General features: G+C 49.2%; 30 protein-coding genes. 18 read left to right on the top strand and 12 right to left on the bottom strand.

Annotated features, from left to right (window positions below; translation table 11 throughout):
- Nucleotides 1–193 (bottom strand): hypothetical protein (locus BLS65_RS17995; RefSeq protein WP_212590533.1); only part of this gene is annotated, 193 nt, incomplete at its 3' end.
- A gap of 463 nt (nucleotides 194–656) precedes the next feature.
- Complete coding sequence (locus BLS65_RS10325; protein ID WP_092438654.1) at nucleotides 657–1,118, bottom strand: hypothetical protein; 462 nt, start codon at nucleotides 1,116–1,118, stop codon at nucleotides 657–659.
- A gap of 139 nt (nucleotides 1,119–1,257) precedes the next feature.
- Here BLS65_RS10325 and BLS65_RS10320 point away from each other — a divergent pair, with 139 nt between their 5' ends.
- Nucleotides 1,258–1,461, top strand: a complete 204-nt coding sequence (locus tag BLS65_RS10320) for a DeoR family transcriptional regulator (RefSeq protein WP_092438652.1) — start codon at nucleotides 1,258–1,260, stop codon at nucleotides 1,459–1,461.
- Here BLS65_RS10320 and BLS65_RS17990 read toward each other — a convergent pair.
- Nucleotides 1,435–1,869, bottom strand: a complete 435-nt coding sequence (locus BLS65_RS17990) for a hypothetical protein (protein ID WP_125869836.1) — start codon at nucleotides 1,867–1,869, stop codon at nucleotides 1,435–1,437. The genes BLS65_RS10320 and BLS65_RS17990 overlap by 27 nt on opposite strands.
- A 132-nt stretch (nucleotides 1,870–2,001) precedes the next feature.
- Here BLS65_RS17990 and BLS65_RS10315 point away from each other — a divergent pair, with 132 nt between their 5' ends.
- The 17 genes from BLS65_RS10315 (at nucleotide 2,002) to BLS65_RS18235 (ending at nucleotide 10,361) form a co-directional block, all read left to right on the top strand.
- Nucleotides 2,002–4,044 carry a hypothetical protein gene (locus tag BLS65_RS10315; protein WP_092438650.1) on the top strand — a complete coding sequence of 681 codons (2,043 nt, stop codon included), beginning with the start codon at nucleotides 2,002–2,004 and terminating at the stop codon, nucleotides 4,042–4,044.
- A gap of 21 nt (nucleotides 4,045–4,065) precedes the next feature.
- The gene (locus BLS65_RS10310) at nucleotides 4,066–4,962 is read left to right on the top strand and encodes an AAA family ATPase (protein WP_092438648.1); all 897 of its coding nucleotides are present in this window, start codon (nucleotides 4,066–4,068) and stop codon (nucleotides 4,960–4,962) included.
- A 4-nt stretch (nucleotides 4,963–4,966) separates the two neighbouring features.
- Entirely contained in the window at nucleotides 4,967–5,596 is a 630-nt protein-coding gene (locus tag BLS65_RS10305) for an AAA family ATPase (RefSeq protein WP_125869835.1), read from the top strand.
- 11 nt (nucleotides 5,597–5,607) lie between these two features.
- Nucleotides 5,608–6,063 carry a hypothetical protein gene (locus BLS65_RS10300; RefSeq protein ID WP_125869834.1) on the top strand — a complete coding sequence of 152 codons (456 nt, stop codon included), beginning with the start codon at nucleotides 5,608–5,610 and terminating at the stop codon, nucleotides 6,061–6,063.
- A gap of 5 nt (nucleotides 6,064–6,068) precedes the next feature.
- The gene (locus BLS65_RS18245) at nucleotides 6,069–6,245 is read left to right on the top strand and encodes a hypothetical protein (protein WP_170830073.1); all 177 of its coding nucleotides are present in this window, start codon (nucleotides 6,069–6,071) and stop codon (nucleotides 6,243–6,245) included.
- 2 nt (nucleotides 6,246–6,247) lie between these two features.
- Nucleotides 6,248–6,445: a hypothetical protein gene (locus BLS65_RS10295; RefSeq protein ID WP_092438642.1), complete on the top strand. Its 198-nt coding sequence runs from the start codon at nucleotides 6,248–6,250 to the stop codon at nucleotides 6,443–6,445.
- Nucleotides 6,429–6,653 carry a hypothetical protein gene (locus BLS65_RS10290; RefSeq protein ID WP_092438640.1) on the top strand — a complete coding sequence of 75 codons (225 nt, stop codon included), beginning with the start codon at nucleotides 6,429–6,431 and terminating at the stop codon, nucleotides 6,651–6,653. Before BLS65_RS10295 ends, BLS65_RS10290 begins: the two co-directional genes overlap by 17 nt.
- Before the next feature lie 21 nt (nucleotides 6,654–6,674).
- Nucleotides 6,675–6,860, top strand: a complete 186-nt coding sequence (locus BLS65_RS10285; RefSeq protein ID WP_092438638.1) for a hypothetical protein — start codon at nucleotides 6,675–6,677, stop codon at nucleotides 6,858–6,860.
- A gap of 22 nt (nucleotides 6,861–6,882) precedes the next feature.
- Complete coding sequence (locus tag BLS65_RS10280) at nucleotides 6,883–7,533, top strand: hypothetical protein (RefSeq protein ID WP_092438636.1); 651 nt, start codon at nucleotides 6,883–6,885, stop codon at nucleotides 7,531–7,533.
- Nucleotides 7,534–7,586: 53 nt separating this feature from the next.
- Complete coding sequence (locus tag BLS65_RS10275; RefSeq protein WP_092438634.1) at nucleotides 7,587–7,844, top strand: hypothetical protein; 258 nt, start codon at nucleotides 7,587–7,589, stop codon at nucleotides 7,842–7,844.
- Between the two features lie 6 nt (nucleotides 7,845–7,850).
- Nucleotides 7,851–8,108 carry a hypothetical protein gene (locus BLS65_RS10270; RefSeq protein WP_092438632.1) on the top strand — a complete coding sequence of 86 codons (258 nt, stop codon included), beginning with the start codon at nucleotides 7,851–7,853 and terminating at the stop codon, nucleotides 8,106–8,108.
- Between the two features lies 1 nt (nucleotide 8,109).
- On the top strand, nucleotides 8,110–8,625 hold the full coding sequence (locus tag BLS65_RS10265; RefSeq protein ID WP_092438630.1) for a hypothetical protein: 516 nt from the start codon (nucleotides 8,110–8,112) through the stop codon (nucleotides 8,623–8,625).
- A gap of 10 nt (nucleotides 8,626–8,635) precedes the next feature.
- A complete protein-coding gene (locus tag BLS65_RS10260; protein ID WP_212590532.1) occupies nucleotides 8,636–8,851 on the top strand; it encodes a hypothetical protein in 216 nt (71 codons plus the stop codon).
- Between the two features lie 87 nt (nucleotides 8,852–8,938).
- The gene (locus tag BLS65_RS10255) at nucleotides 8,939–9,142 is read left to right on the top strand and encodes a hypothetical protein (protein WP_092438628.1); all 204 of its coding nucleotides are present in this window, start codon (nucleotides 8,939–8,941) and stop codon (nucleotides 9,140–9,142) included.
- A gap of 2 nt (nucleotides 9,143–9,144) precedes the next feature.
- Nucleotides 9,145–9,996 carry a hypothetical protein gene (locus BLS65_RS10250; protein WP_092438626.1) on the top strand — a complete coding sequence of 284 codons (852 nt, stop codon included), beginning with the start codon at nucleotides 9,145–9,147 and terminating at the stop codon, nucleotides 9,994–9,996.
- On the top strand, nucleotides 9,993–10,157 hold the full coding sequence (locus BLS65_RS18240; RefSeq protein WP_170830072.1) for a hypothetical protein: 165 nt from the start codon (nucleotides 9,993–9,995) through the stop codon (nucleotides 10,155–10,157). Before BLS65_RS10250 ends, BLS65_RS18240 begins: the two co-directional genes overlap by 4 nt.
- A gap of 36 nt (nucleotides 10,158–10,193) precedes the next feature.
- Nucleotides 10,194–10,361, top strand: a complete 168-nt coding sequence (locus BLS65_RS18235; RefSeq protein WP_170830071.1) for a hypothetical protein — start codon at nucleotides 10,194–10,196, stop codon at nucleotides 10,359–10,361.
- Between the two features lie 41 nt (nucleotides 10,362–10,402).
- Here the strand turns inward: BLS65_RS18235 and BLS65_RS10245 are convergent, their stop codons facing one another.
- From BLS65_RS10245 to BLS65_RS10205, 9 genes are all read right to left on the bottom strand, one after another.
- Nucleotides 10,403–10,963, bottom strand: a complete 561-nt coding sequence (locus tag BLS65_RS10245; protein ID WP_092438624.1) for a hypothetical protein — start codon at nucleotides 10,961–10,963, stop codon at nucleotides 10,403–10,405.
- Nucleotides 10,964–10,974: 11 nt separating this feature from the next.
- Nucleotides 10,975–11,559: a phage virion morphogenesis family protein gene (locus BLS65_RS10240; RefSeq protein ID WP_092438622.1), complete on the bottom strand. Its 585-nt coding sequence runs from the start codon at nucleotides 11,557–11,559 to the stop codon at nucleotides 10,975–10,977.
- A complete protein-coding gene (locus BLS65_RS10235) occupies nucleotides 11,556–13,463 on the bottom strand; it encodes a phage tail tape measure protein (RefSeq protein WP_092438620.1) in 1,908 nt (635 codons plus the stop codon). The genes BLS65_RS10240 and BLS65_RS10235 overlap by 4 nt, the downstream gene beginning before the upstream one ends.
- Before the next feature lie 105 nt (nucleotides 13,464–13,568).
- Entirely contained in the window at nucleotides 13,569–14,840 is a 1,272-nt protein-coding gene (locus BLS65_RS10230) for a phage minor head protein (RefSeq protein ID WP_092438618.1), read from the bottom strand.
- A 65-nt stretch (nucleotides 14,841–14,905) separates the two neighbouring features.
- On the bottom strand, nucleotides 14,906–16,165 hold the full coding sequence (locus BLS65_RS10225; protein WP_092438616.1) for a phage portal protein family protein: 1,260 nt from the start codon (nucleotides 16,163–16,165) through the stop codon (nucleotides 14,906–14,908).
- 2 nt (nucleotides 16,166–16,167) lie between these two features.
- The gene (locus tag BLS65_RS10220) at nucleotides 16,168–16,398 is read right to left on the bottom strand and encodes a hypothetical protein (RefSeq protein WP_125869833.1); all 231 of its coding nucleotides are present in this window, start codon (nucleotides 16,396–16,398) and stop codon (nucleotides 16,168–16,170) included.
- Nucleotides 16,399–16,408: 10 nt separating this feature from the next.
- A complete protein-coding gene (locus BLS65_RS10215) occupies nucleotides 16,409–16,843 on the bottom strand; it encodes a phage protein Gp36 family protein (RefSeq protein ID WP_092438611.1) in 435 nt (144 codons plus the stop codon).
- Nucleotide 16,844: 1 nt separating this feature from the next.
- On the bottom strand, nucleotides 16,845–18,422 hold the full coding sequence (locus tag BLS65_RS10210; RefSeq protein ID WP_092438609.1) for a hypothetical protein: 1,578 nt from the start codon (nucleotides 18,420–18,422) through the stop codon (nucleotides 16,845–16,847).
- Nucleotides 18,422–18,892, bottom strand: a complete 471-nt coding sequence (locus BLS65_RS10205; protein WP_092438607.1) for a hypothetical protein — start codon at nucleotides 18,890–18,892, stop codon at nucleotides 18,422–18,424. The genes BLS65_RS10210 and BLS65_RS10205 overlap by 1 nt, the downstream gene beginning before the upstream one ends.
- Nucleotides 18,893–19,012: the final 120 nt, after the last annotated feature.

The following is a 19,012-nucleotide window of genomic DNA, read 5'->3' as shown; positions in this document are numbered from 1 at the left end:
CACTCAGCTGCGCATCGCTCAAGCGGAGTAAATCAGGATAGCTCGTCCCGGTTGCTTTCAGCTGTCGGACATAGTAATTTACCGTATTGCGGTGTATGGCTAAACTTGAAGAACAGCTGCGGTTGCTTTCTCCTTTGATTTTTAACTGAATTAATTGTCGTACATCCATGATATCTATCTTCTTTGCGGCCATATCCCTGATTTAAGTTTCAGCGATAAGATAGAAATCATTCCTTTCAAGAGCCTAAATGCACCTAAAAAAGTGGCACAACTTCGACCGAAACGCCTGGCACAACTTGAACCGAAATGGGTGGCACAACTTCGACCGTTTTATCTACGTAATGATCCTATTGCTCCGGCTCCCTTAATGGGAGCTTTTTTTATGCCCTTATAAATACCTGCGCGGAGGCAGAAAATTGGGCAGTTTTGAGTTGGGTGGACAGTTGGGCGAACAGTTGGGCGAACACTAGAGGGTATCTAGGCACCGCATTCAACCCCCAATACGTTACATAAAAGCGGTAAATAGTGCCTTGATTTGCTTATTCGCTACCCTTTAATACACGAAAGCGAAATTATAAAGCAAACGCGCAACAACTGTATATCAGCGTTATGCATGAGTTTAGCGTAAATTGGATGGGGGAAAACTAATGTTGGAACTATCTATGCTTCTCTTTGCTTAATTGAGATGTTGGAGTAGCACAATGCCGAGCACTCGGATTATCTTTTTTTAATTGATCTATTGTGGATTCCAGTCGACCAATCTCTTTGTATGCCTCCCTCAATTCTGCTTCTTTTTCCTCTATTTTTTTCTCTCTATCAGCTAGTAACTCTTTGTATACAATATTCTGTTTATTACTAGACTCATTAGTATTGACGCTGCTTTCCGATGCAACAATTCCAAACAACATTTTGCCTTCGCCAGTAAGAAGCCATCTAGGATCAATATTCGCATTAGCGAATATGATTTTTTGAATCACTTCAAAGGAAGGATTCCCCTTGCGACTTCCTACTACGTTCTCAATAACAGTTGCGGCAACGCCAATCGACTTTGCAAATGCTCTTTTATTACCAGAGTATAGATCGTTTATTATCAGCCTAAATCTATCCTGTATCGTCATCGCCAGTAAATAAATGTTCGCATATGCGAATTATTCTTTTGAAATATTTTGTAATGTTCGCAAAAGCGTATATGTTTGCATCATGTTTCAGTATGCAAACAACGCAATAAAGATAGGTTAAAATTTAAATACCAACATAATGGGGACAATAATTACAAAACACGGTGAGAAAAAGGACTTGGCAGCGCTGTTTGAGGTAAGCCTTGTGACAATAAGGCGTGCGCTGAATGATGTTAGCAAATCGGAATTGGCTAAGCGTATTCGGAAGGCTGCGATTGAGCGCGGGGGTGCAGAGCAGCCAGATAAGGGTAAGGCGTCACCCCCCCAATGCCAACAGAAATGAGTAGGCGGAAAGTAGTAATACCGTGGCGAAAAAACAGATGTATCCTAACCATTCGCAAAATACGAATAGCCTACGAACGGATGCTGATACGGAGTTCATTTCGCGGTGTTCATGAAGTGCGCTTATCGCTTCTTCAGTGTAATCTTTCCGAGTCCGACTTATTGCATCTATATGGCTATACAGCGCAATGGCTGTTAGCAGGATTCCAAATCCGAGTGCAACAACTGCCAGAGCAAAGCACAAGCGGGTTGGTAGCGTACCAGAGCTTTTACCTTGAAGGTAAATTAAAATACCGAAGAGGGTTGACGCTAGTAACAAGATGTGTTGAGACCAAGCAGATCGCTTTTCAGCAAGAAGATTTGTAAGGTCGGAAAGTGGCTTAAGTATATTATAAGATTCTTTATTCATACTGCTTAACATTTAAGATTAGACACCCTAAAGTTAAGCAAAAACCCAGACTCCCTGATCTCACCACGGAGTAGTAAGCGGCCACACCGGAACCCGCCTGGGAGCAATAGGTCAGTTAAAATTAAACTTGGTATGCCTCACTTCTTTAATAACAACATACTAGTAGTAACCGAACTGGAGTTAATTCCAGCGCATTTCAGCACTTATGATGCGCTAAGAATGGCCATTAAGCGTGCTGAAAAAAGAGGCTACGGGATTACTAGGGTACAAAGTGGAGGGAACGGAAGGCAGCTGCTCATTGACTTTGACAGCCTCCCAATGAGCATCAGGGATGCAATAGGTGACCCGCGCAAGGGTAAGCACGTGCTGGAGCAGTTCTACAAAACCGACAAGGCTACCGTTGATTTCTACACCACCTATAAATTTTCCGATCAGACGACCATTGAGGCGGAGGCCCAAATACGATACATAACCAACGCCAGTGTGCTGAACGCACTCGCGCTGCTAAAAGAGGCACGGGAAGTCAAAATTTCGAGCCTAACTCCAAACAAATCAACGCGCGGAATATGGCATAGCCTTACCTCCGATGTGGCAAGCTTTAATCCGGTGCTGCAGCAGAAGTTTGGCGTTCAGCACACCCTCCCCGAAAGTAAGCGGATGGCACCCCTATTCAAAAAGTTTATGGAGCAGGGATACCCCTCCATTATCAACGGCAACCACGGCAACCGGAACGCTGCCAAGATAACTCCCGAAGTGGTTCATCTGCTCAATAACCTCTTTGGAACCCAGCGCAAAAAACCAACCTACGCCGAAATTTCACGCCAGTACAGCGGATTCCTCGACGGGTATGTGGAGCTAATCAACAACGAAACGGGGGAGCAGTATAACCCCAAGGAATTTAAGACGCTCAGCCGCTCCACCATTTACGAGTATCTCAGCGAGTGGGAGAGCCGCATAGGAACGGTTGCCAAGCGCAGCGGTGATCGCCAGAAGCTGCTATCGGAATTCAGCCCTTACCATAGCCTTGCCCATCCAACGTATGCCGGGAGTATCGTATCGGTAGATGACCGGCAACCCCCGTTTGAATATGCAAAGGGTGAGCGCATGTGGTTTTACCTTGCACAGGATGTGGCCAGCGAGGCCATCACCACGTGGGTATGGGGAAAAACAAAAGCGGAAATGATTCTTGATTTCTACCGCCAAATGGTGCGCAACTATGCCGAGTGGGGGCTATCGCTCCCGGCCGAGCTGGAGGCAGAGAGCAACCTAAACAGCAGCTTTAAGAATACATTTCTGAAGGAAGGGTACATGTTCCAGCACGTGCATATAGAGGCGAACAACGCGCGCGCCAAGTATATTGAATCCGGATTCAACCGGCGCATGCGCTACGGGATAGAAAAGGAAAGCCTGGGCTGGATAGCCCGGCCCTTTGCCAAGGATGAGAGCAACCAAGCAGGCGGCTATACGGTGCCAATTGTACCCTACACCGAGCTGGTAGAATCCCGTCTCCGGGACATTCAAACCTGGAACAATATGCCGAGCCCGCTGGATCCAGCAAAAACCCGCTGGGAGTATCTCCTCGAAAACCAGCACCCGGCTCTAAAACCAACGAACTACAAGGCAATTCTCCCCCACCTTGGGTATAAAGAAGAAACCAGCTGCCATACCGGTATGGTGCAGCTCCAAAACAAGCAATGGCTTCTCGGCGATAACGGCTCGATGCATACGGGAGAACCGCTGCTGGCAATTATGCGCCAGGCAGAGGGAATGGACCTCGATGTTTACTGGCTCGATACGAACGACGGTAAGGTGCTAAAGGCGATGGTATACCTCCGCGGGGGAAGCCAGCTGGTATGCGAGCTGGTGCCAAAGCCGATAGGTGCTAGGGCAACCATTGAGCAAACACCCGAAAGCCTCAAGGCTAGGGAGGATATGGCCCGCTACAAGGCAACCATCGACGGGTATATGCAGCGGCAGAAAAGAGCGCTTGATCCGGTTACGGTTATTGACTCCACCCCAATTACGCTCAACGCAAAGTTTCAAATACCAGGTATTAATAGGCTCATTACTCACGCCGGCCCAACGGAGGTATTGGCAACCCCACAGGATGAGTTTGAACTCGCCGATTTTGAAAATGAAAGGGTGTATAACCACTCTTTAAAGGACAGATACTAACCATAACTAAATACTACCATCATGCTAAACCTAACGAGTGATTTTAAGGAAAAGGTGATTGAGGCCTTGCTGGAAGGCAGGAAGAACTACGATGGCTCCGATGCCGCCTTTGCCCGAAAAAACGGAGTAAGCGCCGCCGTTTACAGCCGCTTGAAGAATGGAGAGCGCGAGCGCCTGCTCAGCGATACGCAGTGGCTTACGGTGGGCCGAAACCTAGGAGTAACCATGAATACGCGCAAGTGGGTTATGGCCCGCACCGACGTATTTACGGTGATTGAGGAGGACATCCTCTTTTGCAAGGAGTTTAGCAAGGGTAAAATATGCGTGGACGATTGCGGAATCGGTAAAACATTTGCGGCTAAGTATCTATCGCGCACCCTTAAGAACGTATTCTATGTGGATGCAAAGCAGGCGAAAACGAAGCAGCGGTTTATTCGGTTGATCGCAAAAACCATAGGCATTGAGGAGCATGGCCGCTATACCGATGTAAAGGATAACCTAAAGTACTACCTACAGATACTTGAAAAGCCCCTAATCATTCTTGATGATGTTGGATACGTGGAGTATGCTGCTTACATGGAGGTACTGGAGCTGGTTGATTCCACAGAAGGCATTTGCGGATGGTACCAGATTGGAGATGACTCGCTACAGGAGAAAATAGAGCGCGGCATCAACAGCAAGAAGGTTGGATTTAGGGCTATGTTCAGCCGCTTTTCAAAGCGCTACACCACCGTGATACCCTTTGAAAACAGCGAGAAAATTCGCTTTTATAAAAAGTTGTTGCGCGATGTAATTTCCGTAAACGCGACCAAGGATGTAGATATTGACAGGCTGGTTGTAAAGTGCCTCCGCTCCGATAACGGAAGCGTAATGGGCGACCTACGCCGGGCGGAAGGCTTACTCATCCTAAACCAGTAGCGCCATGCGGTCACTAAGCATCAGGAATATTTACGACAAGAAGTATATAACCATGCCTTTTACCGGCATATGGGCCGATGCCATGGGGCAGCCTGAACACAATGGCCTATGGATTATTTACGGTCCTGAAAAGAATGGCAAAACAACATTTGCCCTTCAGTTGGCCAACTACCTCACCGCCTTCGATAAGGTGCTCTACGTATCGGCCGAGGAGGGAGCGAGCATGGCGCTGAAGGATGCCTGCCTTCGGGTTGGTGTGGACGCCAACAACAAGCGGATAAACGTGCAGGAGTATATCCCCATTGCCGATTTGGATGAGAAGCTATGCAAGCGGAAGGCTCCCCGGGTTGTATTCCTGGACAACGCCACCATCTATGCCGATGAGCTAAAGGGCGGAATACTCCTACAGCTGGTGGCAAAGCACCCTACCAAGCTCTTTGTGATCGTGGCGCACGAAGAGCGCGGCGAACCCTACACCGCAGTAGCCAAGATAGCCAAGAAGCTGTCCAAGGTAATCGTGAGGGTTAGTGGGATGGCCTGCCTTGTATCCGGCCGCTGCCCAGGAGGAACCATCATGATTGACGAAAACACGGCCACCCTTTACTGGGGGATGAAAATAGCTAGCAATACTTAACTAAACCAAACATGAAAACAAAAAGAAGGAACTACAGCGCGTTTTGGGCCTTGCTAGGCAAGATGTCCGGGAATGATGGTAATTTGAAGGAGCAGCTGGTATCAACGGTAACCGACGGTCGCACCACCAGTCTTCAGGAGCTTAGCGATAAAGAGTATAGCGAACTCGTGCGCTGGATGGCTAATCAAGTTGGTCGTTTCAACAAAACCAAACCAATAACAGAAGCGGAGCGTGAGCAGCGCAGCCTAGTGCTAAAACTCCTTAATAAGCTCGGTGTACACACCATAAACGATGACTGGAGCGCAGTGAACATCTTTCTGCTTGACCCAAAAATAGCAGGGCGGCTTCTTTACGAGCTCGACGAGCAGGATCTCGGGGTGCTGATCCGGAAGCTCAACAGCATTATCGATAAAAACAAACAGGCAGGGCAGCTCTCCTACGGAATAAACAAGATAAGCCTAAACTAAGCGCTATGGACCCTATAAAAGTAACGGTAACCTTCGAGCAGGAAGGCAAAATGGCCACGGTTACCATAAATCAGGTTGGCGATGTAGCCGAAATTACAATGAACTCCACCCCAACCCTGACCGATAGCAGCGATTACGCTCGGCTTGCCTATCTATTCATTGATTTCATTAAAAAACTATAGCCATGATAACTGCACATGAACTCGCTGCAAAGGTTGACGAAATGCTCAACGAACAGCAAAAGTATTTCAAAACAAAGGACATTCTCCAGCTGCAAAAGTGCAAGCGCGTTGAAAAGGAGGTAAGGACCATGGTTCAAACCATTAAATCATTTCAGCATCCCCAAACCCTTAACCTATTTGATAATGAAACCCACCGTTAAGAATTTTTCGAGCACAACCACCCAGCTTTGTGGCGAGTGCAACGGCGAAGGTAAGGTTTGGAAAGCAGGGACTAAGACGCACGGCGAAGACCATAGCCGTTATGTTGAATGCACGCTTTGCTCCGGAACGGGAATGCTAGTAGTAACCAAGGACACTACTGTAACTATTACGCCGCACAAGCCAAAGCCGGTGCCACCGGAAGTGTAACCAACCACCAAACGCTACGCTATGACTACAGAAGCCACGAAACTAAAGGAGATGGATTGCTTAGTAAGAATCATTTATCAAAGAAAAATATGGCTAAACAATCCGGATAATAAGGCCCGAAAAACCTACAACGAGGTTGTAAGGGACACCAACGATATACAGGCCCAGCTGCAGGAGCTGCAGGAGGAACAAAAGAGCAATGAATAACCAATTAAACACAAAATAAGCTATGAAACAAAAGGGAAAAACTTGGACAGATGCAACCGGACGAAGCGTGGACACATGGGCCATTAACCCGGTTCTTAAGGTAGAGGAAAAACATGCACAGCGCATTGCAGACCTTGGGCTAAAGGCAGAGAAGGCGTTGAAGTCGCTCAATAAGGCTGTGGATGATGCCCAGCAGGAAGTTTACCAGATGAAGTTGAAAGATGCACATATAAAGGACTACAGCCGAATGCCTACGCCCAACAGCCTAACCTTCTCCACCTTCGATAAAACCGCTACGGTAGATATTATCACTACCAAGCGGTTGGTGTTCGACAAAACCTACGTGAACATTATAAAGGCCAAGTTTGAGGAGTTCTTTGCCGTATTCGACAAGGACGAAATAGCCAGCAAGCGGTTTTCATTTCTTCGTGAAATGATAAACTCCCTGCTATTCAAGAGCAGTGGGGACCTTGATCAAACGAGCGTAAACGAGATACGCGCGCACAAGGCCACCGCCGAACGAACCAAGGTTCCGGGCTGGGAGCTGTTTGTGGAGGCCGTAGAGCTGTTCGATAAGGCCATTAGAACCGAGACAGGGAACAGGCTATTCTACGTGGAGGTGGCCGAGGGTGGACGAATGCGCCGCGTGGCGCTAAAGTATACCGACGCATAGTATTAACCAGCCCTCATGGAGCAATGTTTCGTGAGGGCACAAAATAGGAAGCCATGAAAAGGAGCATAGAACGAGACCTTAACAATAACCCAATGGAAATGCCCACCGAGGATGATTTCCGGATGAATCGAGTAAGCCAGGCGGAGGATAACCTCCGGATGAAGATCAACAACGAGTACGTTCAATTCGTGCAGGAGCGCCTACACAGAAAAAGGATGTTGCGCCGGGAGTTAGCTGGTATCGCTATAGTAGGAGTTATGCTGGGGGTATTGGTATGGTGCGGTCTCGCATTTGGACTTTTTAACAACTAAAAACCTATGGAATATTTCAACGAGGCCTACGAGGCCATAGTGGAAACCGACAGCAAGCTGTCCGCTGACGAAATTGATGCTTTTTTGAAGCCATACCCAAAGGCAAAGCTAATGCTTTCCTCCTTGATTCAGCTTATTGAGCTAGAGGCGCAGGGGATCGCATGTGTAGACGACTGGGAGTACGATCTCAGCAACGTAGTGTGGCCGGAAGCGCTGGAGGTTAGCAAGGGGAAGAAAAAGCGCAAACCTTCAAAAAAAGCCTAGCATGACGTGCTACACGCTAACTTCAGATAAGTGGGAAGGCGATATAACCCTAGTTTTCCATGATAACGGTTTTCTTGCCACAGCCGAACTGCCAGAGGTATTTGATCTGAAAGCCGCGGAGTTCTTTGCCATACACTTCCCTATGCACGAGTCGGTGCTTAAATTTTACCGGGAGCATAGTAGGGCAAAGATAACCCTACTACAGGCAGATACCTCATTTGATGGCTTTTGGGATACCTACGGTAAAAAGGCTGGAAGTAAGGAGCTGGCGAGGCTCTATTGGGATGGCGATAAAAAGACGATCAACCGTCGCCCAATAACCCTAACCGATCGCGAGGCCATTATGGGAATGGTGGCGCGCTACTCGCGCCGCTACCAAGGGGAGAAAAAGGAGTATCAGCCCTTGGCTACATCTTTTTTGCATGGGCGAATGTGGGAGGCTGAGCTGGAATCAAATCCACGTAAGCAGGAAGTTGATTTGTCAGTGCTCTGGAATAAACGCGAAACGAAAATTTAAACCCAAAACTATGGATTCTATATTTGACGAAATAAAAATGGAAGTTGGAGAGGTTAGCAAGGAAGCGCTTGAGAATCACTTTAGCGGATACTACAAAAATGCGGGCAGGCTCACTAACTATAGGAAGGAATTAGTCCAGGTGGCTGCTGTGGCCGTTGCCATGATAGAGTGCTTGGATAGAAACGATAATGATGGATTTCCTGAAAAGCCTAATATCCGGTCATAAAAAAAGGCCCCGCGCTGACGCTACGAGACCCCCACCCAAGGGCAAATATAATAAAAGTTTCAGCGCGTGGGCTATAATCGAAAAAATATGCTTAGCAGGATAATCGACATTCAGGGCTTAACCCTGGAGCATACCCGTCGCGGCGTATCACAGGAGTGGGTATACAACAATCTCGTGCTTCCGCAGTACCGAATAAGTAAGCGGACATTCTACAACTACCTTGCCTGCTCCGCCAAGCGCGAGCTGGGCAAATTAGAATCATCATTACTAAAACAAGCTACACTCTTTTAGTCATGGATAAATTATTAACCAAAGTGGGGGTGTCATTTGCCCTATTCCTCATGGTATGCGAGCTTTCCTACGTGAACGCGAAAAGCTTACTATACATTGTTGCCGAGTTTGGCTTTGTCGACAAGCTCTTTGCCGTGGTTGGCGCCATGGCCTTCAGCATGGTTACGGTGCTGGTGATGCGCAAGGGCACCCGCCCCTGGATGAAGCTGGTATTCCCCATCTTCGACACGCTGCTCGTTTTTGGCGGGTTTAACCTCAAGTTTGCCGATAACATGCTGGGAAACCCGGTGGCCTTCGGGCTGACCATCTTCATGGCCCTTTTTACCGGATTTATAACCTACTCTCTTGGTCAGATCAACTACACCGACCACGCTGTTGATTCGGAGGCAACCAAGGTCGAAACAAAACGAATCGTCGCGGATCTCGAATCGAAACAGTTTGAGTCGAATCGAATGGTAGAGGTATTGCGGCGGGAGCTAAACGATTCAAGAGGAAACGAGGAGCAGCTAGAAGTAATCATAACAAACCTACATCGAATCAACAACGAATTAACCGAGCGGGTTGCTGATTCGAGCCGTAACGTGGACGAATTAAACCTGTCATTGACCAATACGCTGGCCTCCTTGGATGAATCAAAGCGAATCAGCGCTGAGCTAGAAGCATCGTTGAAAGAAGTGCGCACGGCAGCAACAACGTTTCTGCAGAGCCATATCCTTTACGAAAACTGGATAGGCAAGAAGAAGAGCGCCGGAAACCGTAACGGGAAGGAGGCGCTACTAGGTAAAATGGCGGAGGAGATAAAGGCCGGGAAGGTAATACCGGTTCAGGTATTTCTTGAAAAGGTAAGCGCATGAGCCTACCAAAAACGATGAAGGCAACGGAGTTGACCTGTCCATACTGTAGGCACAAGCATACCTTTAGCGGATACCCGGAAGGGAAAAATAAGGTTAGCTGTCCGGAGTGCCGCAAGATTCACCCCATAAAAACAAAATCGGTTGCTCGTATTCTTAAATAAATAGTTAATTTTGATTACAAACTAAACCTAACGATTATGGAACAATTTATGAATTTTGTTGGAGCATTAGTGCTTATATTCATCGCTATTATGCTTAGTATTGTTTTAGGACCTCTTTATGTACTAGTCGCAATTGGAGTAGCTATCTTTTGGATGCTAATTTTAATTTTAGAAGCCTATAAGAAAAATCATCCGAAATATTAAACCTGAAGATATACTTAAAAGCCTCCAACTGGAGGCTTTTTTTATTTCTGCTTAAAGGTCTCAATATCCGGAATCGGTATTTTGTTAGGAAATGCCTCCCTTAGCCTTCCCCCAGTTAGGCGAATGCTTTCCACCGTCGATTCGGTAAGCGTTGGACGGTGCACGCTCTCGGTAGTTCCATCGATGCTGCAGGTGTAGGTGAGCACATGATAGCGGAAGAATGGTGTAGTGGCTTGCCGTTCGCCGCTATACTTCAGCGGGCTTGAAATATCCGTTGAAAGCATGTTTAAACAGTATTTAACTGCCGCCGCAAGCCGAATATACTCCAGCCCCTCATTCAGCCTTTCGCTAAAGTTCTCGGTGCCGGCACCGGGTTCCTGTAGCAGGTGGAAATCGAGCGATAGCGTATCCGATTCGCTTCCGGATCCAGCCCTTATATCCCACCCAATAAAGAGGGCCGGGCACAGCACCTCGAAGTTTTCGGGATCGTCAGGCTGGCCAATATTGATGTCGATCTGCCTTATTGCGGGTAACCCTCTTTGGGTAAACACCTCGGGATGCGCACGGAACGTATCCACTATTTTTTTGTAAACTTCTTCCATATCATCTCTGTTTATCCAACAATTGCTCGCTGTATTTCTGCCGTCATCATACGCTGTAGCTGCCTATCCATTATGGCCGATGGCCCAATAAAGCGCCTTCGGGGAATTCGCTGGTTAACGGTTCTAGTAAATGCCTTTACCTGAATATCGCCCCCTTTTACTCGAACCGTTTTCGTGGATTCCCGCTTGGTTTTGATGCTGTAAACCCCGGTTCCCTGCTTTTGCTTTCCGTAGCGCGAATAGCTGTGGGCTCTTACCTTTTGGGTAATCTTTCCCCGAAAGCCATCGTTATGCACCTTGGCGTAAGGCTCGTGGGAGCCTATAACGGCATACGTTTCGGCAACGGTAACTACGCGAATGCTTCGGCGTAGCCTTCCGGAATCCACCAAGATTGCCCGTCCACGTCGCTCGCGCTTCCCCCATCCAGACGATTTGCGCTTAGCCCAGGGCTCCGTATTGGTATCCACCCACGCCTGCTGCCGGAACCGATCCTTCGAAAAGTTCACGGCCACGGCTGCCGCCCGCGCTGGGAGGATGCGCATTACCCTCTCTATCCGCTCCATTAGCCGAATAAACTCGCCTAGGTCGTTTGTCATCGCTGGTAGGCCGTATCAACGTTGGCAATAACCCGCATAAACATGTCGTGCAGGTAGGCCTCAATCTGTTTTTCGTTCATCTGCTGTAGGTTGGTTTGTTCTGTATTAATTCCACCCTTTACGAAAGCATCAATGTTTATGGTAACATTCCGAATCTGGTTGGCGCTTCCCGTAATCTTTTCCACGGAATCGCTCCCCACTAGAGAGGTGTTTTCGTCTTTGGATGGGTCGGGTTTTATGGCCTCCTGATCGAGCAATGAGTCATGATTCATTGGCAACTTGCCATAAACCTCCAGCAGTTGTTTCCTGAGCGAAAACAGGGCTTCTGTTGATCCACTGGCACTGTAATATTGCTGACGGCGTACAGAGCTTGGTGTACCCCACGTTCCCAAACCGGATGCCAAATCAGTATACTCATTGTAGCCGGCCTTATAACCTCGGTTATCGTCAACCTTTGACTGGAAGTATGGAATCAATTTGTCGATTTTAGCAAAAGCAGCATCAAATTCAGCGGTTTTGTGCTTGCCTGGATTTCCAATTATGGAAGAAAACATTTCAACTATTTCTTGGGCCCCTGTAGATCTATACTTATCTCCTCTTGAAGATGGACCAGTAAATGCCCAGCTGGTATTGTCTAATGCGGCTGCGGCACCAGAAGCTAACCCTTCTTTATATGGCATCCATGCCTCACCCAACTTAATCATCGATACTTTTAGTTTATTTTCCAGCTGCTGGTTGATGTAGTTAATATCCTCCTTGGCAATGGCCAATGCCTTGTTTAGCCCAAATTCTGAGGCATCGAACGAGCTGAGCGTAGTTTGCAACTGCCCGGTAGAATCCATAGCTGCCTGAATAAATGAGATTAACCCCTCCGACCCGCTAAACTGGTTCTTTAGGGCCACTAGGCTTTTATCATTACTGCCCAGCGCCTTAAACTTCGCGTTGAGCTCCAGCATTAGCTTATCGGCTTGCTTAATCTTGCCGCTGTTGTCGTACATGCTAATGCCTATCTTCTTAAACGCATCAATGGTGGTTTGCTTGGTGAGGTCGTTGAACAGCGACTTGGTAAGCGTAGCCGCCTCATCTGCACTTTTTACCTTAACGGTAAAAAGCGAAAAAACCTTATTGGCCGAAGCAAACTCCTGTTTTGCGGAGGCTGCCGATCCGGCAAAAACGCTCTGGACCTTGGCCAGCTCATCGAAGGTAGTAACGCCCGTTTTTACCGTAGCGAAGGCCGCACGGTTAAACTCATCCAGCTTATCGGCCCCAAAGCCGTAGTTGGCCATAGCTTTGGCCGTTCCTTCAATCCAAGAGTTAAAATCGGCCTGCATCAGCTGGGCAAACTCGCCCTGTTTGGCTACGATCTCCTTTACCTCGCTGCCATACTTTCCGGTAACGGATTGCACATCAAAAAACGCCTTCGTGGTGTTGCCCGGATCGAAGCCTTTCTGAAATGCTGTATCCAGGACAATACCCCTTAGCGCCTTTAAATCCTGCATGGGCTTGTCGATATTGAGCATGGATAGCTGGCGATACCCGTAGCTAAACTCGGCGGCCTGCTTGGTGGAAGCCTGGAAGAGCGCTCCCAGCCCAACGACCGCTGCGCCGGCCAGCATCAAAGGGTTCTTTAGCAGGCCCAGCGCTCTGCCTACCCCGGGTATTTCATCCTTCATAGCCCGGAATGCCTCCACGTGCGATGTTTTGAGCAGGGATAGCCTACTCCGAATTGCCATAAAGCTGGATCCAGAAGCGTGCTCGAGCGTGCGATAGGATGATTTCAGATCGCCCAACTTTCCCTTCATATCCATAACCCCGCTATTTAACCTGGACTTTGCCTGCGATAGTGAGGTTTTCATCCGGTCCTTTAGCTCAAGTATGAGGTTAACCTTTGCCTGTCCGTCCATTTTCTCCTATAATTTGAATCATTTTCAAACTTTTACCGTATATTTGTATCGATGAGGGTTAACGCTGCAAGGCGTTCCCATATCTCCAGGAGCGGTCAATCGGTTTTAATCGGTTGACCGCTCTTCTTTTTTGGGTAAACCGAGCGTATTCCTGCTGTATTTTAGAATACTATCCCCATTAATAACCCAAACCTCTTCCACATACCTTGCTTGCTTAACCTTCCCCTTAACTGCGTTGTGAACGGTTTCGTTTGCAACGGCTTTCGGCAGATGAATAACTACCAAATCTGCTTGCTCCTGACCGTTTTCAATAGAATTATGGATGGCGGTTTTGCTGGATGTTCTTGTGTTTTTTATTTCAGCCAGAACCCCATTAATCTTCGCATCCGGATTCTTTCCCTTCACGAATCCCTTTCCGTAAATCCGTGCCCTTTCCTGATCGGTTTGCAAGATAGGGAGTAGTTCTACCTGATGCCCGGCATCGGCCAGCACCTTTCCTGTGGCAATATTGGTGGGTGCCTCCGCTATCCCGTGCAGGATATGTAGCTTAACCTCCTTTCCCGACGCTTCCGATTTATACACGCGGTTGTAGGCCGCATCCGGAGGAAGGTAGCCTATGGCCTCGCGCAGCGCCTCTGCTGGGACACCGGTATAGTAGGGATGTCCCTTCGGAAATACCAATCCACTGGCCGCAAGGTTCGTTCGAAACATTGGCTGAACCGGCATATCCGGAAGGACTTCGGTTTCTACGGCGTAGCTGGCTGCCAACTGATCGGCGCTGCAGCGGCAACCCCAACCGTTGGGCGGGAAGTAGGTAGCCCAGAACGCATCGGACATTTTTCGGACAGTACCATCCAGCGACCGGTGTGAATCCCGCACCAAACTATCGCCCACGGTGCTGTAGCGGAGGTAGGGCATATCCTTTTCATTCCGCTTGAAGTCGCTCCAGCGTGCCGCCATGGTGGCCGCGCCTACCGCTTGGTTATACTCTGTTTTGAGCCAATCCGCGTTATACTTACTGCCTATTCCGCTCACCGCCTCTTTGAAATCGGGGAACGAGCGCATCTTGCCCTCCGCATCCTTCAGCGCTAGGGTCATATCGCGCAGCTGCTGGTAGCTTTTTGCGGCTCCAAACTGCCAAACGTCGCGCGTGAGGCGCATGAGCATGGCCGCGTCCGGGGTGGAAAAGTCAACCGTTGGGAATCCTTTTCCAAACCCCGCTGCAACCTGCCCCTGCAGCAAGCTGCCAATAAGGTTTAGCAGCTTCGGGCTTGTAAGGCCTCCACCATTCCAAATCTCCCGGGCTAACCCGTTAACTACGCTGGAGAGGTTCCGCGCAAAATCGGCAGGAATAGCAGCTTCCGCCGTGGGGTGCATTCCTCCGCATCGCTTACATGGCTCGTATAGAACAAAGGGGGCAGCCGTTGCCGATGGGCTGTCCCCTACTGAAAATTTGCGGTAAAGGGGGCTTTTGCTGAAGGCGTTTTACCGGAGGGTAACGCGCCAGGCTGGGCCAGTCTTTTTCCCTTAATGGGAACGTTAAAGGTAGTGCTCACCCACTCCTCATCTACCTCGTAGTAGTTGAGCAACTCGTAAACAATATCCCAGTGTGCGGTAAGGCTCAGCGATTCGGTTCTATCGAACTCAAATACACTGGTGTCGGTAAACTTAAAGCCATAGGTGCGCAGCAACGGAATGAGTTTCCCATTGACAAAGAACTCCACCATGCGGCGATCGCTCTCCGCTATCTTATCGTCCAGCGTGCGCTCGTGCACCTCGCTCTGGCTTCGGCTTGATCCGGAATCCACCACCATGGTTCCGCCTACGATGGCCTTGCTCGTTTCAGCATTGGATACCGATATTTGCTCCAGGAATACTTTGTGTGGGTCGCCCTTCTGCGCTTGGTCGTGAATGGTAATTTTCGTTCCCTCTGGTAGAATGGCCTGTGCCGCTTGGCCAAGCGCCCTAACCTGCTTTTCAATTTTGTCCAGGCTCGGCTTATCCGTTTTTGTGGTCTCGGCGCTAATCATTGGGATGCCGAAGCGCTCCGAAAAATCAGCCCACGTTTGCTGCGCATTGCGCTTCCAGATGAGCTGGGGCACAATGTTGTTGAGCAAGCCGTAGGGGCTAAGGCTTTCCAGCGACAGGATGTTACGAGAAAAAGCAGGGTCGGTGTAGTTAACCCCCTTGGTTCCTGCCACCTCAAAGTAAACCATTCCCCGTTGGGGTGCACAGTTTCGCCGGGGGATTAACGCCCACCGCATAGTCACCGGGTCCACCAGCTCCATTACGGTATACTTAAAGAATACGCTGTCGAGCAGGTGTTCCAGCATTTGGTAAAACCACTCTGTTTTCAGCAGGGTGGTTAGCTCCGGGACTTCCTTTCCTGTTTTGGCATCGCGCACGATAAACCTGTTGGAAAGCGTAGCCGCCTTACGCAGGTTAATTACCGCAGTGAGGTGACCATCGGTGAGTAGGTTGGCGTAGAGATCCTGCAGCGTACTCCAGCGCGGATCGTCGGGGTTATCGGCAGCCTCCAGCGCATCGCGCCACTTCCGTATATCCACCCTGGCTCTATCCGAGAACTCGTTCGTTAGCTGCATAATAATGCTGCTATCGCCGTTTCCTCTTTTGACAGGAGCCTTGCTTTCCGCCTTAAATAGGCCAAATAGGTAGCTCTTAGATGTAGTTGAAAAGTCCATAGCTACTTGGTTTTGTAAAGCGCAATTTCGTTTAGCCTCAGCCAGCCAAAAGATTTATCAAGAATTCCCTTCTTGCGCATATTCCGAATACGCCTGGCGCTCATTACACGCAGCGTTCCCTTATGCATAAGCACGTAGTGCTGAAGGTTGGTGGATTGCTGTAGGCTATCTGCCTGCTTTTTCTTCCGTTTTAGCTGCCACTGCCACAGCTTGGCTTTAATTGCTGCTACCATATCGTTAGTATTAGTATTGGTTATCACCTTGTGTTCGTAGTGAGTATATGCGAACATCGCTTACCTCGTTACCTGCGCTATCGGTGTTGGCGGGTAGATCCGCATCCTTGCCATTTTGCACATCCTTGAGCCACTCCAGCGCATCGTTGTAGCGCAGCTCGCGGTGCTTGGGAATATTGTTCGCCGCCTCCTTGCTCCAGAGATGGTATAGCGCGAGGTCTATCACCAGCATTACAACGTACTGGTCGCGGGTATCCGGCTCATCCGCCACTGCTGGAGCGAAAATCTTTGCGCAATCATATCTCCCGGAGAGGTGGTTCCTGATTTGAGCGATGGCCATGCCCTCGGCCCTTACAAGTTTTACCCGGTCCTCCGTGGCATCAATTATGCGTGCAATCTCGGTGCGCAGCTGCACGCTGTAGTCTTCGTCTGCTAGAAACCTCATGCTAGTATCTGTTTTTAGAACCCCTATGCACTTCAGAAATGGGAGTGGTTCTTGTTTCGAACTTATCTATGCGGGCAGTTCGGTTGCACTCGGCAAAGGCCCCCTCCAGTGCGTCGGGTCCGTCCTTGGCGGCGCTACCCCCTTTCTCGAAGGAAAGGAGCTGCTCCTTTAGCTCAATCTGATCGTAGTTGTTGCGCTCTCCCTCGTTGAAGAATACATTTCTTCGCTCAAAAAAAGCGGCCATTGCTTCAATCCGATCATCCTTATCGGCTTTTGGGCGCTTATCAGCCACTACCGGAATGTGGTATCCGCGGCCATCGCCCTCGGTGTCGAAATCGTTCACAAAATCGTCCATGGCAAACAGCCCCTCAATGCGATACTTGATGGCGTGCCTGGCCAGCTTCTTGTCCTCATAGCAATCATACAACCACCGGGCTATCTGTATCCGGGATGATTGCCGTAGGAATCCGTGAATGATGTCGAACTCGCGTCCAAGCTTACCTACCAGCCACAAGCCCTTAAAGCAGGCCGTATCCTTATAGGAAAGGTCACCGTAGAACACTAGGGCGTCGTACCGGTCGAGTCGAAGGGAAGGGCGCCACTGCATGAACTCAAACTTAAAGATCTTCCCCTCCTCTACGTGCACGTGCATGAACTCCCGCATGAACGAGCGGTAAGGGGTATCGCGGAACTTCTTACGCCAGTACTCCGCGGAGGCCTTTTCGGGCCACTCCGGTTCAAAGGTGTTTAAATCCTTTACAGCACAAACCGAGAGCACCTTAAACGATGACTTATCACCATCTTCCTTGGCCTTAGCTTCAGCACTTTTAAAGTAAATTTTAAGCCGGTTCGTTATGCTCTTCTTGTGCGTATTGTTGTTGGCGTAAACGAAGCGCTCCGTACCGCCCTCCATGTTGTCGAAGCAGCCCCATACGTCTTCGGTGATATAGTCCACCGATTCGGACATGAGCTGAGAATTTTTGAAGTGCCGCCGGTTGTCAACGTCATCCACCACGATGTAGTCTGGGCGTTCGCTTCCCTCCCTCGCTCCGCGTGGGTTGGCTCCGAAGCCGATGGCCATGAAGCGAACGCCACCTTTGGTAACAAAATCGCCGTCCGCCCAGTCTCCATAGTTGAACTGCTCCCCGTAATCGTTAATCAGCCTTTTGTTGTGCTGCAGCTGTGCCTGTATCCCGGAGATGAGCTTCTTTGCCTTGACGTCGGTTTCCCCCACCAGGAGCATGAAGTGTAAATCCTTCAGCACGAACAGGAGGAAGAGCGGAATGCCCATATCGATATGAACGGATTTACCGGCACCCCGATACAGCTCTGCCAGTAGGCGAATTACCTTGTTCTTGGTGATTAGGCTGGCCAGCTTCTTGTGAAACCAAGCGCTTTTAACCTTGGCGTAGTTTGGAAAATAGTACTCAAACCACTTGATGTAATCCGATTCCAGCGAGGCGATCCGCTCCATCTTCTGCTTTTCGGATTCGCCATACTTCAGCTCGGTCGCTTTCGCAATGCGCTGGCAGTGCGTGTCGAAATCCGCTATTATCTTTTGGTACTTATCCGTAGCCATTACTGAAAGGTGCTAATGTAGTGCTGAAGGTACATGCGCTGAAACTTGGTGAATTCGTTGGCCTTTGCCGGGTCAATATCCACCAGCCAGTTGTTGAATGACATAAGGGCCGAGCTGATCACGCGCGGGTTTACCGTGCCGTCCAGCTTGTCGATGGCTGCCATTACCTTGCTGAGCGCATCGGCCTTTAGCTTTGGCTCGTGGCCACCGGCAATGTTTAGGGCTTCCTCTAGCAAAACCTCCCGCAGCTTAATCGGCGTAAGATCGTTGAAGGCCTTGCGCTCGTCCCAGGTCTTCTCTCCCGGCTTGCCCTTTTTCCACTTTGCGAGCGTTTGGGCCGAAACATCCCACTCGCCGATGAGTTGCGCTAGGCTGTAGCTTTTATTGATGTAGAGGTCCTCCATGAGCGACCGAATGCGCTCGAGCTCCTTTTTTGTCCACTCCTTCTTACCTGCTGTCTTTTTTGCCATAGGTGTCATTTGTGGCAAAAGTCGCTCACGATTCTCCGAAAACCGAAGAGTTGTGCAACGGTTGCACAAATCGTTGCAACCGTTGCACAACGGCTTGTAATTGGGATTTGGACGGCTTAA

Origin of the sequence: Williamwhitmania taraxaci (assembly GCF_900096565.1) — a bacterium.
GTDB lineage: Bacteria > Bacteroidota > Bacteroidia > Bacteroidales > Williamwhitmaniaceae > Williamwhitmania > Williamwhitmania taraxaci.
This window is presented reverse-complemented; position numbering and strand designations above follow the sequence as displayed.

What these genes read in the sequence shown, in the direction of transcription:
- BLS65_RS10230 (WP_092438618.1), bottom strand. Translation starts at nt 14,840, where the DNA reads ATGCACCCCACGGCGGAAGCTGCTATTCCTGCCGATTTTGCGCGGAAC.
- BLS65_RS10215 (WP_092438611.1), bottom strand. Translation starts at nt 16,843, where the DNA reads ATGAGGTTTCTAGCAGACGAAGACTACAGCGTGCAGCTGCGCACCGAG.
- BLS65_RS10245 (WP_092438624.1), bottom strand. Translation starts at nt 10,963, where the DNA reads ATGGAAGAAGTTTACAAAAAAATAGTGGATACGTTCCGTGCGCATCCC.
- BLS65_RS10310 (WP_092438648.1), top strand. Translation starts at nt 4,066, where the DNA reads ATGCTAAACCTAACGAGTGATTTTAAGGAAAAGGTGATTGAGGCCTTG.
- BLS65_RS10255 (WP_092438628.1), top strand. Translation starts at nt 8,939, where the DNA reads ATGCTTAGCAGGATAATCGACATTCAGGGCTTAACCCTGGAGCATACC.
- BLS65_RS10265 (WP_092438630.1), top strand. Translation starts at nt 8,110, where the DNA reads ATGACGTGCTACACGCTAACTTCAGATAAGTGGGAAGGCGATATAACC.
- BLS65_RS18235 (WP_170830071.1), top strand. Translation starts at nt 10,194, where the DNA reads ATGGAACAATTTATGAATTTTGTTGGAGCATTAGTGCTTATATTCATC.
- BLS65_RS10235 (WP_092438620.1), bottom strand. Translation starts at nt 13,463, where the DNA reads ATGGACGGACAGGCAAAGGTTAACCTCATACTTGAGCTAAAGGACCGG.
- BLS65_RS10320 (WP_092438652.1), top strand. Translation starts at nt 1,258, where the DNA reads ATGGGGACAATAATTACAAAACACGGTGAGAAAAAGGACTTGGCAGCG.
- BLS65_RS10240 (WP_092438622.1), bottom strand. Translation starts at nt 11,559, where the DNA reads ATGACAAACGACCTAGGCGAGTTTATTCGGCTAATGGAGCGGATAGAG.
- BLS65_RS10280 (WP_092438636.1), top strand. Translation starts at nt 6,883, where the DNA reads ATGAAACAAAAGGGAAAAACTTGGACAGATGCAACCGGACGAAGCGTG.
- BLS65_RS18245 (WP_170830073.1), top strand. Translation starts at nt 6,069, where the DNA reads ATGGACCCTATAAAAGTAACGGTAACCTTCGAGCAGGAAGGCAAAATG.
- BLS65_RS10325 (WP_092438654.1), bottom strand. Translation starts at nt 1,118, where the DNA reads ATGACGATACAGGATAGATTTAGGCTGATAATAAACGATCTATACTCT.
- BLS65_RS10270 (WP_092438632.1), top strand. Translation starts at nt 7,851, where the DNA reads ATGGAATATTTCAACGAGGCCTACGAGGCCATAGTGGAAACCGACAGC.
- BLS65_RS10260 (WP_212590532.1), top strand. Translation starts at nt 8,636, where the DNA reads ATGGATTCTATATTTGACGAAATAAAAATGGAAGTTGGAGAGGTTAGC.
- BLS65_RS10220 (WP_125869833.1), bottom strand. Translation starts at nt 16,398, where the DNA reads ATGGTAGCAGCAATTAAAGCCAAGCTGTGGCAGTGGCAGCTAAAACGG.
- BLS65_RS10275 (WP_092438634.1), top strand. Translation starts at nt 7,587, where the DNA reads ATGAAAAGGAGCATAGAACGAGACCTTAACAATAACCCAATGGAAATG.
- BLS65_RS17990 (WP_125869836.1), bottom strand. Translation starts at nt 1,869, where the DNA reads ATGAATAAAGAATCTTATAATATACTTAAGCCACTTTCCGACCTTACA.
- BLS65_RS10205 (WP_092438607.1), bottom strand. Translation starts at nt 18,892, where the DNA reads ATGGCAAAAAAGACAGCAGGTAAGAAGGAGTGGACAAAAAAGGAGCTC.
- BLS65_RS10250 (WP_092438626.1), top strand. Translation starts at nt 9,145, where the DNA reads ATGGATAAATTATTAACCAAAGTGGGGGTGTCATTTGCCCTATTCCTC.
- BLS65_RS10285 (WP_092438638.1), top strand. Translation starts at nt 6,675, where the DNA reads ATGACTACAGAAGCCACGAAACTAAAGGAGATGGATTGCTTAGTAAGA.
- BLS65_RS10295 (WP_092438642.1), top strand. Translation starts at nt 6,248, where the DNA reads ATGATAACTGCACATGAACTCGCTGCAAAGGTTGACGAAATGCTCAAC.
- BLS65_RS10315 (WP_092438650.1), top strand. Translation starts at nt 2,002, where the DNA reads ATGCCTCACTTCTTTAATAACAACATACTAGTAGTAACCGAACTGGAG.
- BLS65_RS10290 (WP_092438640.1), top strand. Translation starts at nt 6,429, where the DNA reads ATGAAACCCACCGTTAAGAATTTTTCGAGCACAACCACCCAGCTTTGT.
- BLS65_RS18240 (WP_170830072.1), top strand. Translation starts at nt 9,993, where the DNA reads ATGAGCCTACCAAAAACGATGAAGGCAACGGAGTTGACCTGTCCATAC.
- BLS65_RS10305 (WP_125869835.1), top strand. Translation starts at nt 4,967, where the DNA reads ATGCGGTCACTAAGCATCAGGAATATTTACGACAAGAAGTATATAACC.
- BLS65_RS10300 (WP_125869834.1), top strand. Translation starts at nt 5,608, where the DNA reads ATGAAAACAAAAAGAAGGAACTACAGCGCGTTTTGGGCCTTGCTAGGC.
- BLS65_RS10225 (WP_092438616.1), bottom strand. Translation starts at nt 16,165, where the DNA reads ATGGACTTTTCAACTACATCTAAGAGCTACCTATTTGGCCTATTTAAG.
- BLS65_RS10210 (WP_092438609.1), bottom strand. Translation starts at nt 18,422, where the DNA reads ATGGCTACGGATAAGTACCAAAAGATAATAGCGGATTTCGACACGCAC.